This window comes from Kitasatospora sp. NPDC059146, from assembly GCF_042786665.1.
Taxonomy (GTDB): Bacteria; Actinomycetota; Actinomycetes; order Streptomycetales; family Streptomycetaceae; genus Kitasatospora.
This window is the reverse complement of the sequence record NZ_JBHZCY010000110.1, coordinates 15418-31604: the sequence shown is the minus strand read 5'-3', so window position 1 is coordinate 31604 and position 16187 is coordinate 15418. Positions and strand designations below refer to the sequence as shown.

14 protein-coding genes are annotated in these 16187 nt (G+C 72.9%); 6 read left to right on the top strand and 8 right to left on the bottom strand.

Annotated elements, in window-relative coordinates; translation table 11 throughout:
* Positions 1-60: 60 nt before the first annotated feature.
* Entirely contained in the window at positions 61-1563 is a 1503-nt protein-coding gene (gene miaB / locus ACFXPX_RS33425) for a tRNA (N6-isopentenyl adenosine(37)-C2)-methylthiotransferase MiaB (protein ID WP_380595071.1), read from the bottom strand.
* Between the two features lie 119 nt (positions 1564-1682).
* Between miaB and ACFXPX_RS33420 the strand changes: the two genes are divergently transcribed.
* Entirely contained in the window at positions 1683-2702 is a 1020-nt protein-coding gene (locus ACFXPX_RS33420) for a TAXI family TRAP transporter solute-binding subunit (RefSeq protein WP_375889380.1), read from the top strand.
* 49 nt (positions 2703-2751) lie between these two features.
* Here ACFXPX_RS33420 and ACFXPX_RS33415 read toward each other — a convergent pair whose 3' ends face one another.
* Positions 2752-4182 (bottom strand): sensor histidine kinase, encoded by a 1431-nt coding sequence (locus ACFXPX_RS33415; RefSeq protein WP_380644331.1) that lies wholly within the window; start codon positions 4180-4182, stop codon positions 2752-2754.
* 6 nt (positions 4183-4188) lie between these two features.
* Entirely contained in the window at positions 4189-4947 is a 759-nt protein-coding gene (locus tag ACFXPX_RS33410) for a response regulator transcription factor (protein WP_375889384.1), read from the bottom strand.
* Between the two features lie 392 nt (positions 4948-5339).
* Here ACFXPX_RS33410 and ACFXPX_RS33405 point away from each other — a divergent pair, with 392 nt between their 5' ends.
* The 5 genes from ACFXPX_RS33405 to ACFXPX_RS33385 all read left to right on the top strand — a co-directional run bounded on the left by ACFXPX_RS33405 (position 5340) and on the right by ACFXPX_RS33385 (position 10670).
* The gene (locus ACFXPX_RS33405) at positions 5340-6113 is read left to right on the top strand and encodes an amino acid ABC transporter ATP-binding protein (protein WP_360237471.1); all 774 of its coding nucleotides are present in this window, start codon (positions 5340-5342) and stop codon (positions 6111-6113) included.
* A 160-nt stretch (positions 6114-6273) separates the two neighbouring features.
* Positions 6274-7182: a glutamate ABC transporter substrate-binding protein gene (locus ACFXPX_RS33400; protein ID WP_380644330.1), complete on the top strand. Its 909-nt coding sequence runs from the start codon at positions 6274-6276 to the stop codon at positions 7180-7182.
* A 47-nt stretch (positions 7183-7229) separates the two neighbouring features.
* A complete protein-coding gene (locus tag ACFXPX_RS33395; protein WP_375889390.1) occupies positions 7230-7880 on the top strand; it encodes an amino acid ABC transporter permease in 651 nt (216 codons plus the stop codon).
* Positions 7881-7953: 73 nt separating this feature from the next.
* Positions 7954-8802, top strand: coding sequence for an amino acid ABC transporter permease (locus tag ACFXPX_RS33390; protein ID WP_375889392.1), 849 nt, complete (start codon positions 7954-7956; stop codon positions 8800-8802).
* Positions 8803-8924: 122 nt separating this feature from the next.
* A complete protein-coding gene (locus ACFXPX_RS33385; RefSeq protein WP_375889395.1) occupies positions 8925-10670 on the top strand; it encodes an FAD-dependent monooxygenase in 1746 nt (581 codons plus the stop codon).
* Between the two features lie 167 nt (positions 10671-10837).
* Here the strand turns inward: ACFXPX_RS33385 and rny are convergent, their stop codons facing one another.
* The 5 genes from rny to ACFXPX_RS33360 all read right to left on the bottom strand — a co-directional run bounded on the left by rny (position 10838) and on the right by ACFXPX_RS33360 (position 16126).
* Positions 10838-12274, bottom strand: coding sequence for a ribonuclease Y (rny, locus tag ACFXPX_RS33380; RefSeq protein ID WP_380644329.1), 1437 nt, complete (start codon positions 12272-12274; stop codon positions 10838-10840).
* Positions 12275-12351: 77 nt separating this feature from the next.
* Positions 12352-13356, bottom strand: coding sequence for a regulatory protein RecX (locus ACFXPX_RS33375; protein ID WP_380644328.1), 1005 nt, complete (start codon positions 13354-13356; stop codon positions 12352-12354).
* Positions 13357-13363: 7 nt separating this feature from the next.
* The gene (gene recA / locus ACFXPX_RS33370; protein WP_375889400.1) at positions 13364-14488 is read right to left on the bottom strand and encodes a recombinase RecA; all 1125 of its coding nucleotides are present in this window, start codon (positions 14486-14488) and stop codon (positions 13364-13366) included.
* 210 nt (positions 14489-14698) lie between these two features.
* Positions 14699-15907: an AI-2E family transporter gene (locus ACFXPX_RS33365; protein ID WP_380644327.1), complete on the bottom strand. Its 1209-nt coding sequence runs from the start codon at positions 15905-15907 to the stop codon at positions 14699-14701.
* Between the two features lie 24 nt (positions 15908-15931).
* Positions 15932-16126 (bottom strand): DUF3046 domain-containing protein, encoded by a 195-nt coding sequence (locus ACFXPX_RS33360; RefSeq protein WP_375889406.1) that lies wholly within the window; start codon positions 16124-16126, stop codon positions 15932-15934.
* Between the last annotated feature and the right edge of the window lie 61 nt (positions 16127-16187).

Here is a 16187-nt window from a genome sequence, read left to right as displayed (position 1 = left end):
GCTCCGAGCCGCGACTCGCGCGCTCGCTCCGGCCGGGCCGTTCGGCCTCCGTCACACGGGTCAGTCGCCGCAGCAGGCGCCGCCCGCCGGGGCGGCCGACGGCAGCTCGGCCGGGGCGCCGATCTTCGGCAGGCCGAGCATGACGCCCGCCGGCTTGTCGGCCGGCTTGGCCTGGCGCTTCTCCCAGGCGTCGCCGGCCCGGGTGCGGCGCACCCCGAGGGTCGGGCCCTCGGCCAGCAGGTGGTGCGGGGCCGCGTAGGTGATCTCGACGGTCACCACGTCGCCGGGGCGCACCGGCTCGTCCGGCCGGGTGAAGTGGACCAGTCGGTTGTCGGGGGCGCGGCCGGACAGACGCTGGGTCCTGTCGTCCTTCTTGCCCTCGCCCTCGGCGACCAGGATCTCCAGGGTGCGGCCGACCTGCTTCTTGTTCTCGTCCCAGGAGATCTCCTCCTGGAGCGCGATCAGCCGGTCGTAGCGGGCCTGGACGACCTCCTTGGGCACCTGGTCGGCCATCTCCGCGGCGGGGGTGCCGGGGCGCTTGGAGTACTGGAAGGTGAAGGCGTTGGTGAAGCGGGCCTCGCGGACGACGTGCATCGTCTGCTCGAAGTCCTCCTCGGTCTCGCCGGGGAAGCCGACGATGATGTCGGTGGAGATCGCCGCGTCCGGCATCGCCTCGCGGACCTTGCGGATGATCCCGAGGAAACGGTCCTGCCGGTACGAGCGGCGCATCGCCTTGAGGACCTGGTCCGAGCCGGACTGCAGCGGCATGTGCAGCTGGTGCATCACGCTCGGGGTCTCGGCCATCGCGGCGATCACGTCGTCGGTGAAGTCGCGCGGGTGCGGCGAGGTGAAGCGGATCCGCTCCAGGCCCTCGATCTGCCCGGCGGCGCGCAGCAGCTTGGAGAAGGCCTCGCGGTCGCCCAGGTCGGAACCGTAGGCGTTGACGTTCTGGCCGAGCAGGGTCACCTCGATGACGCCCTCGTCGACCAGCGCCTCGATCTCGGCGAGGACGTCGCCGGGGCGGCGGTCCTCCTCCTTGCCGCGCAGCGCCGGGACGATGCAGAAGGTGCAGGTGTTGTTGCAGCCGACCGAGATCGCGACCCAGGCCGCGTACGCCGACTCGCGGCGGGTGGGCAGCGTGGAGGGGAAGGTCTCCAGCGACTCCAGGATCTCGACCTGGGCCTTGCGCTCGACCGCGGCCCGCTCCAGCAGCGCCGGCAGGTGCCCGATGTTGTGGGTGCCGAACACCACGTCGACCCAGGGGGCGCGCTTGACGATGGACTCGCGGTCCTTCTGGGCCAGGCAGCCGCCGACGGCGATCTGCATGCCCTGGTGGCGGCCCTTGACCGGCGCGAGCTGCCCGAGGTTGCCGTACAGCTTGTTGTCGGCGTTCTCGCGCACCGCGCAGGTGTTGAACACGACCAGGTCCGGGTCGCCCTCGGCACCGGCCTTGACGTACCCCGCGTCCTCCAGCAGGCCGGACAGCCGCTCGGAGTCGTGGACGTTCATCTGGCAGCCGTGCGTGACGACCTTGTAGCTCTTCAATCCGCTCTCACCGCTCACCAGACCAGGGTACGGGCAGCCGCGGACCGCCTTTCCCCGGATCTTCGCGGAACGGCTCCCCGAGCTTTCCACCGGTCGTTCCCCTCCCGTTCGGCCCGGGCGCCTGGCACTATCCCTGCATGACCCCCACCGATCCGTCACGACTCGGCGCCGCCGTCCGCCGCGCGGCCCGCAGCCCGCTGTGGCGGACCGTGCTGGTCCTGGTGCTGCTGGTGGCCGGGTTCGGCGGCTGGTGGCTGTCCGCGGGCCGCTCGCCCGGCTACCCGCGCGGGGAGACCCGCTTCGCGACCGGCGTCCCGCGCGGCGTCTACGACCGGTACGGGCAGCTGCTGCAGAGCCACGTCTCGCAGACCATGCCGGGGGTGCGGCTGGCCCTGGACAGTTCCGAGGGCTCGGTGGACAACCTCCGCCGGGTGATCGACGGCAAGGACACCTTCGCGATCGCCACCGCCGACGCGGTCGCCGCCTACCAGGGCCAGGGCAAGGACCGGCTCCGGGCGATCGCCCGGCTGTACGACGACTACCTGCAGCTGATCGTCCCGGCGGACTCCCCGGTGCACCGCACCGCCGACCTCAAGGGCCTGCGGGTGGGGGTCGGCCTGCCGCAGTCCGGGGTGAACCTGGTCACCAGGCGGCTGCTGACCGCGGCCGGCCTGGACCCGGACCACGACATCACCCCCGTCCCCGGGGGCGTCAGCGACGGCTCGGACGAGCTGCGCGACCACAAGATCGACGCCTTCTTCTGGTCCGGCGGCCTGCCGACCAGCGCGCTCACCGACCTCTCCGACCACATGCGGATCCGGGTCGTCCCGCTGGGCGACCTGTCCGAGGCCCTGCACAAGGCCGAGGGCGACGGCGTCGACGCCTACCGGGCGGCCACCATGCCCAAGGGCACCTACCCGAACGCCGAGCCCAAGGACGCCGTCGCCACCATGGCCGTGCCCAACCTGCTGGTCACCCGGGACGACGTGGACCCGGGGCTGGTGGAGGGGATGACCCGGGCGGTGATCGACAGCCGGGACCAGATCGGCGCCCAGGTGCACGCCGCCCAGCTGGTCGACCTGCGCACCGCCGTCTACACCGACCCGCTCCCGCTGCACACGGGCGCCGCGCGCTACTACCGCTCGGTGAAACCCTAGGAGCCGCAGGAGCCGCAGGAGCCGCGGCAGGCCGTGGCGGCCCCGGGTGCTACGGCCGTCCCGGCCGCGGCACCGCCAGCGTCACCGCGAGCCCGGTCGGCCGGACCGGGGCGAAGCCGAGCGAGCCGCCGCCCGCCGCCAGCAGGGTGCGGGCGATGGACAGGCCCAGTCCGGAGCCGTCCACGTTCTGGTGCCGCGCGCTGCGCCAGAACCGGTCCCCGGCCCGGGCGAGCTCGTCCTCGGTCAGCCCGGGCCCGGTGTCGCTGACGGTCACCGCGACCTCGTCCCGGAACACCGAGACCCGCAACAGCACCTGGCTGCCGGCCGGGCCGAACTTGAGCGCGTTGTCCAGGACGGCGTCCAGCGCGGAGCCGAAGCCGATCGGGTCGGCCATCCCGATCGCCAGCGCCGGGCCGTCCCAGCGCAGCTCGATCCCGCGCTGCTCGGCGACCTGCCGCCAGCCGTCCACCCGGGCGAGGGTCAGCCGGGCGAGGTCGGTCTGCTCGGGTTCGGGGCGGGCGTGCTCGGCGGTGGCCAGCCCGAGCAGGTCGTCCAGCACCCGGGCCAGCCGGGTGCCCTCCTCCCGGACGCCGCTGAGCTCCTCCTCGTGCCCCTCGGGCAGCTCCAGGCCGAGCACCTCGACCCGCAGCAGCAGGGCCGAGAGCGGATTGCGCAGCTGGTGCGAGGCGTCCGCGACGAAGGCCTTCTGCTGGTCCATGGCGTGCACCACGTGGTCCGCCATCTCGTTGAACGAGCGTGCCAGCCGCTGGAGTTCGGGCGGCCCGCCGCCGGGGGCGACCCGGGCGGCCATCCGGCCGGTGGCGATGTCGTGGGTGGCCCGGTCGAGGGTGCGGACGGGGCGCAGCACCCACTCGGTGAGCCGGACGGCCAGCAGCACGGCGACGGCCATCGCGGCCGCCTCGCCGCCGGCCAGCACCAGCCACTTGTGCAGCACCCGGGCCCGCAGCGCCCCGGTCGGCGACTCGCTCAGCACCACCGCGACCACGTCGCCGTCGCGCACCACGGGGGCGGCGACGGTGATCGTCCGGTCCTCGGTCCACGGCCAGACCTGCGGCGGGTTGTGGCTGCGCCGCCCGTCCAACGCCTCCTGGAAGGCCTGGGCGCCCCAGCCGACGGCGGGCACCCCCCAGTCGCGGGGGGCGACCGCTATCGACGTGCCGTCGCGCTGGAAGATGCCGAGGCGGACGCCGTACAGGTCGTAGTAGCGCTGGACCTCGGTGGCGATCGCGTGCCGCCGGCTGAGGTCGCCGGGGGCGGGCTCCGGGTCGCCCTTGCGGGCGGAGTCCAGGGTGGCGCCGGAGGTGGGCAGGTCCTGGGCGAAGCGGGCGGCGTCGTCGAGCCGGTCGACCACCACCCTGCTCTGCTCGGCCGCCGCGAACGCCGCCGCGAGCGGCAGCCCCAGGGCGGCCAGGACGCAGAGCATGAGGGCGATCAGGATGCCGAGCAGGCGGGTGCGCACGTGCGGTCAGTGCTCCGCGGGGGCGGGCGGGGTCCGGTCGGACCCGGGGGAGGCCGGGGAGTCGGGGATCAGCCGGTAGCCGACGCCGCGCACGGCCTCGACCAGGCCGGGCAGCGCCAGCTTGTTGCGCAGCGAGCCGATGTGCACCTCCAGGGTGCGGCCGTTGCCCTCCCAGCCGCTGCGCCAGACCTCGCTGAAGATCTGCTCGCGCCGGTAGACCACGCCGGGGCTCTGGGCGAGCAGCGCCAGCAGGTCGAACTCCTTGCGGGTGAGCGGCACGTCGCGGCCGTCCACGCTGACCCGGCGGCGCTCGCGGTCGATCCGGATGCCGCGGGACTCCAGCGGGCCGCGCTGCTGCGGCACGGCGTCGGGCGCGGGCACCGCGACCGAGGACGGCTGGGCGCCGCGGCGGGCGACGGCGTGGATGCGGGCGAGCAGTTCGCCCATGTCGTACGGCTTGGTGACGTAGTCGTCGGCGCCCAGGTTGAGACCGTGGATCCGGGAGCGGATGTCGGCGCGGGCGGTCACCATGATCACCGGGACTCCGCTGCCGGCCCGGATCCGGCTGCACACCTCGAAGCCGTCGCGGTCGGGCAGCCCGAGGTCGAGCAGCACGACGCGGTACGGGTCGTTGCCGTCCGGCACCAGGGCGTCCAGCGCCTCGTGCCCGCTGCGGGCGTGCCGCACCTGGAAGCCGTGCCGGCCGAGCACCGCGACCAGTGCCGCGGCCACGCGTTCGTCGTCCTCGACGAGCAGCAGTCGCATCCTGTTCTCCTCCTTCCCCCTTGTGATCACCGGACCGATCGGTCCGGGACCGGTCCTGCGCAGTATGGGCCAGCGGGCGGCCCGGCGCCAGGTTCGCCCGCGGACCGGGCTCGCGGGGGACGGCGAGCACCGGCACGGATCCCCGCTGTGACATGCCCCGTCGACGCACTCGCGAACAGTACGTACGGATCGCGTGGCCGTTTCGTGATCCTCAAGTTCCGCTCAGATCGGCTGACGGGGCACCGTCACCGCTCCTATGGTCGCCCCACCGGGGGCTGCGGCTCCGCCGGTCGCGGCTCCCGGATTTCTTATCACCATTGCCGCCCAAGGGAGTTGGAACTTCCCGGGCAGGCAGGGTTCACCCCAGTTCGACACAGTAGGGAGCAGGCGCGATGTCCGAGAGCCCGGTCGAGGACTCCACCCCCGCAGCCGCCCCGCTGGTCGTGCTGAACAAGGTCAACAAGCACTACGGCGCGCTGCACGTGCTCCAGGACATCGACCTGGAGATCCGCCAGGGCGAGGTCGTGGTGCTGATCGGCCCCTCCGGGTCGGGCAAGTCCACGCTCTGCCGGACGATCAACCGGCTGGAGACCATCGACTCCGGGGAGATCACCCTGTCCGGCCGCCCGCTGCCCGCCGAGGGCCGGGAGCTGGCGCGGCTGCGCGCCGAGGTCGGCATGGTCTTCCAGAGCTTCAACCTCTTCGCGCACAAGACCGTGCTGGAGAACGTCGTCCTGGCGCAGGTCAAGGTGCGCAAGGTGCTCCGCGGGCACGCCGAGAAGACCGCCCGCGAGCTGCTCGACCGGGTCGGCGTCGGGGCCCAGGCGGACAAGTTCCCGGCCCAGCTCTCCGGCGGCCAGCAGCAGCGCGTGGCGATCGCCCGGGCGCTGGCGATGAAGCCGAAGGTGATGCTCTTCGACGAGCCGACCTCGGCGCTCGACCCGGAGATGGTCAACGAGGTGCTGGAGGTCATGCGCCAGCTGGCCGCCGACGGCATGACCATGGTCGTGGTCACCCACGAGATGGGCTTCGCCCGCTCCGCCGCCAACCGGGTGCTGTTCATGGCCGACGGGAAGATCGTCGAGCAGAACACCCCGGACGCCTTCTTCACCGCGCCGCGCTCCGACCGCGCCAAGGACTTCCTCTCCAAGATCCTCCACCACTGACGCCCGGGGCCGGCCGCAACCGGCCGGGACCGTTCAGGACCGCCTCCCAGACCACCGGGGCCGCCGCCGGCAAGGACGCCGGCCGACCCCGCACGTGTACCGACTTCCAGACGCCAGAGCCCGGTCGACACCGTGGCCCAGCCCCAGGAGACCAACCCTCATGAGGACTTCCCGCACCCTCGCCGTGGCGCTCTGTGCCGTCGCGCTCACCGCCACCGCCGCCTGCGGCAAGGACGGCACCCCCGCCGCCTCCAACAACGCGGCGAGCGCCAGCAACGCCCCGGCGCTGCCGACCTACACGGTCAAGACCGACGTCAAGATCGACTCCGCGGTGCTGGCCGAGGCCAAGAAGCGCGGCCAGCTGATCATCGGCGCCAAGGCCGACCAGCCGAACCTCGGCTGGGAGGACGTCGCCAGCGGCGACCGCAGCGGCTTCGACATCGAGATCGCCAAGATGGTCGCCGCCGACCTCGGCTTCACCCCGCAGCAGATCAAGTGGCAGACCCTGGTCTCCTCGCAGCGCGAGCCGGCCATCGCCAAGGGCCAGATCGACTTCTACGTCGGCACCTACAGCATCAACGAGGAGCGCAAGAAGACGGTCTCCTTCGCCGGCCCGTACTACATCGCCGGCCAGGACTTCCTGGTGAAGAAGGACAACACCTCGATCACCGGCCCGGAGAGCATCAGCGGCAAGAACGTCTGCACCGCCACCGGCTCGACCTCGATCAAGAACATCCAGCAGTACAACCCGAAGATCACCCAGTTCGACACCTACTCGGCCTGCGTCGAGAAGCTGCTCTCCGGCGAGGTCGACGCGGTCACCACCGACGACGCGATCCTCAACGGCTACGCCTCCAAGTACGCCCCCAAGCTCAGGGTCGTCGGCAAGCCCTTCACCAAGGAGAACTACGGCGTCGGCCTCAACAAGGACGACAAGGCGCTGCGGGACGCGATCAGCGACGCCCTCAAGGCCCACGAGGACAACGGCGACTGGAAGAAGGCCTACGACGCCACCCTCGGGGCGTCCGGCTCGGCCGCCCCGGCGGTCCCGACCCTCGACCGCTACTGATCCGCACACTGTCCGCCCCTGACCATCTGTGAGAGGAGGGCCGCCGGATGGGGTTCCTGTTCGAGCAGGACAACTTCGCGTTGTTCCGCGACGGCTTCCTGCAGACGATCGAGCTGAGCGCGCTCAGCGCCCTGCTCGCCCTGCTGCTGGGCACCCTGCTGGCGGCCTTCCGGGTCTCCCCGGTGCCGGTCCTGCGCGCCTTCGGCACGACCTGGGTGACGCTGTTCCGCAACACCCCGCTGACCCTGCTGTTCTTCGCCGTCACCTTCGGCCTGCCACCGCTGGGCGTGCACTTCAGCCACCTCGTCTTCGCGGTGCTGGCGCTCGGCGGGTACACCGCCTCGTTCGTCTGCGAGGTGATCCGCTCCGGCATCAACACCGTGCCGCTCGGCCAGGCGGAGGCCGCCCGCAGCCTCGGCATGAACTTCTTCCAGACCCTCACCCTGGTCGTGCTGCCGCAGGCCACCCGGACGGTGCTGGCCCCGATGAGCAGCGTGTTCATCGCGCTGCCGAGGAACTCGGCGATCGCCGGCGCGTTCAGCGTCGGCGAGCTGTACAGCGCCCAGCAGACCTTCTCCGAACGCGGCTACTCGATCTTCGCGATCTTCTTCTGGGTGGCCTGCGCCTACCTGCTGATCAGCGCGACGGTCGCCTCGTTCTTCCGTTTCCTGGAATCCCGACTGGCGGTGGCCCGATGAGCGAGCGCAGCGAGCGAATCATCGAGAGGCGCGTGTGGGCGAATGCCCCTGCCGAGCGCAGCGAGGTGGGCGCATGAGTGTTTTCCAGCGCCAGGCGTCGGCGAGCGTCCTCTACGACACCCCCGGCCCCCGGGCCCGGGCCCGCTACCGCCTGTTCGGCGTCCTCGGGGCGATCGGCATCGCGGGCCTGCTCTGGTACGTCGTCTCCGCGCTCGCCGACAACGGCCAGTTCGACGCCGACCTGTGGGACCCGTTCCAGTACACCTTCGTCCAGCAGATGATCGTGGACGGCCTGCTGTCCACCCTCAAGGCCTTCGGCCTGGCGGCCGCCCTCTCGCTCACCCTGGGCGCGCTGCTGGCCGCCGGACAGCTGTCCGACCACAAGCCGGTCCGCTGGACCTGCACCTCGGTCGTCCAGTTCTTCCGGGCGATGCCGCTGCTGATCCTGATCGTCGCGCTCTACTACGCGTTCTTCGCCAAGGACCCGATGTGGGCGCTGGTGCTCGGCCTCACCCTGTACAACGGCGCGGTCCAGGCGGAGATCATCCGCAGCGGCGTCAACGCCGTGCCGCGCGGCCAGGGCGAGGCGGCGTACGCCCTCGGGATGCGCAAGACCCAGGTGATGTCCGGCATCCTGGTGCCGCAGGCCGTCCGCTCGATGCTGCCGACGATGATCGGCCAGCTGGTCGTCACCCTCAAGGACACCTCGCTGGGCTACATCATCACGTACAACGAGCTGCTGTTCATGGGCAAGAAGATCGCCAGCCAGCCGTTGAACGCCGCGGGCTTCCCCTACATCCCCGTGGTCCTGGTGATCGCCCCGATCTACATCGTCCTGTGCCTCCTGTTGACCGCGCTCGCGCGGTGGATCGAAGCACGTGGCCGTCGCGGCGCGAACCGGCGCACTTCATCTGCTGCTTGACGGACACCCAGGCGAACTGTTGCATTGCTCTTCGTGACACCTCCCGGGAGCATCCACGCGGCATATGCGGCAGCGGTAACTGACGCCGGCCCATGGGCCGGTTCGTCCCCGGAGGTCCCCGCATGGATCCGGTGATCGTGGTCGGGGCCGGACCGGTCGGTCTGGCCCTGGCCCTCGCGCTGGCCCGGCACGAGGTCCCGACCGTCGTCCTGGACGAGGGCTCCGGGCTCTGCCCGGAGGGCCCCCGCAGCGTCGTCCTCGGCGCCGACACCACCGCCTTCCTGACCCGGATCGGCTACTCCCGGGCCGTCTCCGACTCGGCCCTGTGGGACACCTTCGAGGTCTGGCGCCGCCGTCAGGAGGTGCTGAAGATCGACCTCACCGACTCGCCCACCTTCCACCTCCCCCAGCACCGCCTCCAGCGCGGACTGCGGGACGCCCTGACCGGCACCCCGCTGGTCCGGCTGGTCCCGCTGAACCGGGTGGTCGAACTCGAACAGGACCGCGACGGGGTCAGCGTCCGCACCCACGGCACCCAGGACGGCTCCAGCACCTGGTGGCGCGGCAGCCACCTGGTCGGCTGCGACGGCGCCCGTTCCGCCGTCCGCAAGCTGTTGAAGATCCGCTTCCCCGGCCGCCCCGCGGTCGACCGCAACGCCATCGCCACCGTCCGGGTCGACCTGCCCTTCGACGGCGCCCGGCTGCACCGCGAACCCCCGTGGCGCGGCGACCGCGAGGCCACCGCCCGCCCGCTGCCCGACGGCGTCTGGCGGATCGACTGGCGCCTGCCCCCCGGCCGCCCCGCCCCCACCGAACAGGTCGACCCGCACGCCACCTGGCCCGGCGTCGTCACCGGCGACACCCTGCTCACCCGGGTCACCGCCACCCTCACCGGCTGGTGCGGCGAACTCCCCCGCTACGAGCTGCTCGCGGCCGCCGACCACACCGCCCAGCAGCGCCTCGCCGCCCGCTTCCGCAACGGCCGCTGCTTCCTCGCCGGCGACGCCGCCCACCTGCACGGCGCCCTCGGCATGCAGAACCTCGCCGACGGGCTGCGCGACGCCGACAACCTCGCCTGGCGGCTCGCCCTCGCCTGGCACCTCCACTCCGGCGGCCCCCAGCCCGGCGGCTCGCTGCTGGACGGCTACGAGGCCGAGCGGCGCGGCGCGGTCGGCGCCCGGCTGCGCGCCGTCGACCAGTCGATGCCGCTGCTGCGCCCGCTGCGCGGCTGGCAGCAGACCCGCCGCTCACTGCTGGTCGGCGGCTTCCGCAAGCACGCCCCGATGCTCGCCGACGGCCAGCTGGGCAGCGGCCGCTTCGGCGGCGCGCCCGCCTACCCGGCGGCGCCCTCCGGCGTCCCCGGCCGGGTCCCGGTCCAGCGCGGCGCCCGCGGCACCACCTCGCTCAGCGAACTGCTGCCCGCCACCGCCCCCGGCGTACTCGTCCCGGACCTCCCGGTGCTCGCCGCCGACGGCACCCCGGACCACCTGCACGCCCGGCTGGGCGCCACCTTCCTACTGCTGCTGGTCGCCCCCGGCACCGCGGTCTGGTCGGCCGAGCACTGGCTGGGCGCCGGCCTGATGCCCCGGCTCGCCGAGGTCTGCGCCGCGCTGCCGGTGCCCGCCGAGGTGCTGGTCACCGAGGAGTACCCGGGCGCCGGGCCGCACACCGTCCTGCTGATCCGGCCGGACGGGCACCTGGTCGGCGTCACCCAGGGCGCCGCCGCCGAGGACCTCCTGGCCCTCGCCGACCACGCCCGCGGCGGCCCGGCCCCGATCGCCGGCCCGCCCGGGCCGGAACCCGAGCCCGAGCCCGGGACCGCGCCGGAACCCGAACCCCAGCAGGTCGACTCGGCGAGCCAGAGCTAAGGCCTAGGGCCTGTCCGGCGGATCTTGGCAGATCAGCGCGCGGCGTTGGGCGCCCGGCTGGGCGTGCGCCCGAGTCGGCCTCGTACTGGACGTACTTGGGCGATTCGGGCGTGCGTCCAGGCGGGATGCCCGGCGTCGCGCGCCTGGCAAGATCCGCCAGACAGGCCCTAACCCGCCACCGCCGTGGCCCGGCTCTCCCGCACCACCGTCACCCGGATCTGGCCCGGGTAGGTCAGCTCCGCCGAGACCTGCCGGGCCACCTCCCGGGCGATCAGCTCCGCCCCGAGGTCGTCCACCGTGTCCGGCCGGACCATCACCCGCACCTCGCGCCCGGCCTGCATCGCGTACACCTCGGCCACCCCCTCGTGCGAACGGGCGATCTCCTCCAGCCGGGCCAGCCGCCGCACGTGCAGCTCCAGCGACTCCTTGCGCGCCCCCGGCCGCCCGCCCGAGCAGGCGTCCGCGGCCTGGGTCAGCACGGCCGTCACCGTCCGGGGCTCCACCTCGCCGTGGTGGGCGGCGATCGCGTGCACCACCTCGGGGGACTCCCCGTGCCGCCGGGCGAAGTCCGCGCCGACCGCCGCGTGGCTGCCCTCGACCTCGTGGGTGAGCGCCTTGCCGATGTCGTGCAGCAGCGCCGCCCGGCGCACCGGCTCCGGGTCCACCCCCAGTTCAGCGGCCATCATCCCGGCCAGGTGCGCGGACTCCAGCAGGTGGCCGAGCACGTTCTGCCCGTAGGAGGCGCGGTAGCGCAGGGAGCCCAGGGTGCGGACGAGTTCGGGGTGCAGCCCGCCGATCCGGGCGTCCAGCAGGGCGTCCTCGCCGGCCCGGACGCAGCGCTGCTCGACCTCGGCCCGGCTGCGCTCGTGGACCTGCTCGATCCGGCTCGGCTGGATCCGGCCGTCCTCGACCAGTTGCTCCAGGGTGAGCCGGGCGGCCTCCCGGCGGACCGGGTCGAAGCAGGAGAGCTGCACCGAGGCCGGGGTGTCGTCGATGATCAGGTTGACGCCGGTGACCGCCTCGAAGGCGCGGATGTTGCGGCCCTCGCGGCCGATGATCCGGCCCTTCATCTCCTCGCCCGGCAGCCGGAAGACGGTGACGGCGGTCTCCGCGGTCTGCTCCGAGGCCAGCCGCTGGATCGCCCCGGCCAGGATGGACCGGGCCCGGCTCTCGCCCTCCTCCTTGGCCCCGCGCTCGATCTCCCGGACCGTGACGGCCGCCTCCCGCCGGGCCGACTCCTCGGCCTCGCGCAGCAGTTGGGCGTGCGCCTGCTCGGCGGAGAGCCCGGCGGCGTGCTCCAGGGCCGCCGCCCGGCGGGCCGCGAGCGCCTCGACCTCGCCCCGGGAGTGCTCCAACTCGGCCGAGCGCGCGGCCAGTTCGTCCTCGCGCTGACGCAGCCGGCGGAGCTCCTCGGCCAAGTCATCCTCGCGCCGCGCTAGTTCGTCCTGCCGGCGGCCGGCCTCGGCCAGCGCCTGCCGCCGGGCGGCCCGTGAGCGCCTGAACACCAGCACGACCAGCACCGCGATCACCAGCAGGACGGCGACGGCCGACCCGACGATCGGCACCAGGGAGCCACCGGTAGCGGTGCCCGCCGAGATCCTCATGCGTGCGAGGCTAGGTGCGGGTCACGAAAGGGTCAAGACTCGGCCTGGTCCGGACCAAGAAAGCCACCGAACTGCCACTACTCCCCCGCGTGTCCCGACGGGTCCGCGGCCGCTTCCTCCTCCAGCGCGGCGCGCACCACCCGGAAGGCCAGGCCCTCGGAGTAACCGCGCCGGGCCAGCACGCCGACCAGCCGCCGGGTGCGGACCTGCGGGTCCAAGCCGCGGGTGGACCGCAGCTTGCGCTCGACCAGCGCCCGGGCCGCGTCCGTCTCGTCGTCGTGGTCGACCTGGACGAGGGCCTGCTCGACCAGGTCGGCGGCGACGCCCTTGGTGCGCAGCTCCTGGGCCAGCGCCCGCCGGGACAGGCCCCGGACGGCGTGCCGGGACTCCACCCAGGCCGCGGCGAAGGCCGCGTCGTCGATCAGCCCGACCTCTTCCAGCCGGGTGAGCACCTGCTCGGCGACGTCCTCCGGGATCTCCCGCTTGCGCAGCGCGTCGGCGAGTTGCTTGCGACTCTTGGCGGTGCCGGTGAGCAGCCGCAGGCAGATGTCCCGGGCCCGGGTCTCCGGGTCGGTCTGCTCCTCGGCCCGCTTCCTCGACGTGCGGCCGGGGCCCATCACCTCCACCGGCAGGCCCTCGTCGGAGCGTTCGCCGCGCCGGGCCCGGCGCGGGCGGGCGGGCGGGGCGGCCGCACCCCCGTGACCGGCCGCCCCGGCCTCGCGCCGCCGGCCGACGGCATCCGGCTCCTCGGCCGCCAGCGCCGAGCGGCGCCGGCGCCGGCCGGTGGGCAGCTCGGAGGCGGCGACCAGGCCGAGCGCCTCGACCGAGGGCTCCGCCGGCTCCGGGCCGGACGCCGCGCCGCGCACCGCCCGGACCGGAGCCCGGTCGAACTCCGGCTCGGGGCCGGATGTCCACTGTTCGGTGGCCGCGCGCGCCCACGACCGGGCCGCCGACGGTCGCTGCTCGGGCTCCGGCGCCGGTTCGGGCTCCGGTTCCTCGGCGACCGCGGCGAACCAGTCCGGCGGGCCGTAGTCGTCGTCCTCGGGGCCCGCCGGGCCGCCGCCCACCATGTCGTACTGCATCAACGGCTCAGGCCTTGGCAGCCGCCGTCTTCTTCGCCGCGGCCGTCTTGGCGGCGGTCGCGGCGGTCGCGGTGACCGGCTTGGCCGCGCCGTCGGCAGCGGCGGCCTCCGGCTCGCCCTCGGCCGGCTCCTCGGTCTTCGGACCGATGCCGAGCTTGCCCTTGATCTTCCGCTCGATCTCGTCGGCGAGCTGCGGGTTGTCCCGCAGGAAGTTGCGGGCGTTCTCCTTGCCCTGGCCGAGCTGGTCGCCCTCGTAGGTGTACCAGGCGCCGGACTTGCGGATGAAGCCGTGCTCGACGCCCATGTCGATCAGGCCGCCCTCGCGGCTGATGCCGATGCCGTAGAGGATGTCGAACTCGGCCTGCTTGAACGGCGCGGCGACCTTGTTCTTGACGACCTTGACGCGGGTGCGGTTGCCGACCGCCTCGGTGCCGTCCTTGAGGGTCTCGATGCGGCGGATGTCCAGCCGGACCGAGGCGTAGAACTTCAGCGCCCGGCCACCGGTCGTGGTCTCCGGCGAGCCGAACATGACGCCGATCTTCTCGCGCAGCTGGTTGATGAAGACGGCGGTGGTGTTCGACTGGTTCAGCGCACCGGCGATCTTGCGCAGCGCCTGGCTCATCAGACGGGCCTGCAGACCGACGTGCGAGTCACCCATCTCGCCCTCGATCTCGGCGCGCGGGACGAGCGCCGCGACCGAGTCGATGATCACCAGGTCGACCGCGCCGGAGCGGATCAGCATGTCGGTGATCTCCAGGGCCTGCTCACCGGTGTCCGGCTGGCTGACCAGCAGGGCGTCGGTGTCCACGCCGAGCTTCTTGGCGTACTCGGGGTCGAGCGCGTGCTCCGCGTCGACGAAGGCGACCGTGCCGCCGGCCCGCTGGGCGTTGGCGGCCAGGTGCAGCGTCAGGGTGGTCTTACCGGAGGACTCGGGGCCGTAGATCTCGACCACCCGGCCGCGCGGGATGCCGCCGACCCCGAGGGCGACGTCCAGGGCGGTCGACCCGGTGGAGATCACCTCGATCGGCTCGTTCGCCTTCTCGCCGAGGCGCATCACCGAGCCCTTGCCGAACTGTCGCTCGATCTGGGCGAGCGCGGCCTCGAGGGCCTTCTCCTTGTCCGTACCTGCCATGGCTTTTTCCCTCGGGTTCTGTGCTGTGCGCTTCATCGTCCTCGACGCTAGCGCGTCCCACTGACAAACGAGCCCCACCCGGCTCGCCCTGTGGAAAACTCCACGCCGGAGAGTACAAAAGAACATCTGTTCGATTCAAGCCCCGCACTCACCCGAACACGCCGCGGGGCGGGCGGCCGGATCCCTCCCGACCACCCGCCCCGCCGACCGTCATCCCCCGTCGCCGCCGACCATCCGCCGCAGCCGCCGCGCCGCCTCCCGGCGCAGCTCCCGCCGGGCCCGCCGCTGCTCCCCCCGGTCGATCCGCGGGTCGGTGGCCACCTCGTACCGCCGCACGTACGTCCCGACGAAGCCCTGCAGGGTCGCCGCCGCCGGGATCGCGATCAGCGCGCCCACCGCACCCAGCAGCGCCGCCCCCGCGATCACCGCCCCGAAGGCCACCGCCGGGTGCACGTCCACCGTCCGGGCGGTGATCCTCGGGTGCAGCACGTAGTTCTCGACCTGCTGGTAGACCACCGTGAAGACCAGCACCCACAGCGCGTCCACCGGCTCCAGGGTGAGTGCCACCAGCACCGGCAGCGCTCCCGCCAGGTACGTCCCGATGGTCGGCACGAACTGGGACATGACGCCCACCCAGATCGCCAGCGCCGCCGAGTACGGCAGGTCGATCAGCGCGAACATCACCCAGTGCCCGGCCGCCGACACCACCGCCAGCACCGCCCGCGAGTACAGGTAGCCGCCGGTCTTGGCCAGCGCGATCTCCCAGGCCCGCAGCACCTCGCCCTGCTTGGCCGGCGGCAGCAGCGAACAGACCGTCCGGCGGACCCGGGGCCCCTCGGCGGTGAAGTAGAACGTGAACAGCCCCACCGTGAAGGTCTGGAACAGCCCCCCGAGCAGGGTGGAGGACACCCCCCAGACGTTGTCGGCGGCCTGCTGGACGTAGGTCTCCAGCGTCCCCGAGTCCTTCAACAGCCGCTTCTGCAGCTCCCCCAGCGACAGCTCCTGGTGGAACGTCCGGTTGACCCAGCCGATCAGGTTGTCCACCAGGTGCGGCAGGTCCCCCGCGATCTTCGCCACCTGATCCACCAACAAGGTGCCCAGCGCCGCCAGGAATCCCACCACCGCGACCCCGACCGCGACGAACACCAGGAAGGTCCCCACCCCCCGGCGCACCCCCCGCGCCGCCATCCGGTCCACCGCCGGCTCCAGCGCCAGCGACAGGAAGAACGCCACCAGCAGCATCACGAACAGGTCGATCAACTGCCGGAACGCCCAGTCCGCGAGCTGGAACAGCCCCACCAGCACCAGGAACAGCACCATCGCGCGCGGCAACCAGGGCGGCATCCCGCCCCACGACCGCTCCCCCTCGACACCCCGCACCGGCTCGCCCCGGCGCCTCTGCTCTCCGCTCGTAGTCACCCGGACAGTCTGTCCCACCGCCCCTCAGCGCAACTGCGCCGAAACCCCCTGGGTCTCACACACCACCCGCCACACGTCCTTGGCCTCCCACCCCGCCTCCAACGCCTGGTGCACCGTCCGCCCGCCCAACTCACTCATCACGTGATCGGACGCGAACGACTCCGCGTACCCCTCCCCGAAGTGCGCGTACATCCGTCGCCAGAACTCGGTCAGCCTCATGCCCCCAAGTATCCCGAACCCCCCACGCCCCCACCCACCCCCACGCACCGGCCCCGCGCAG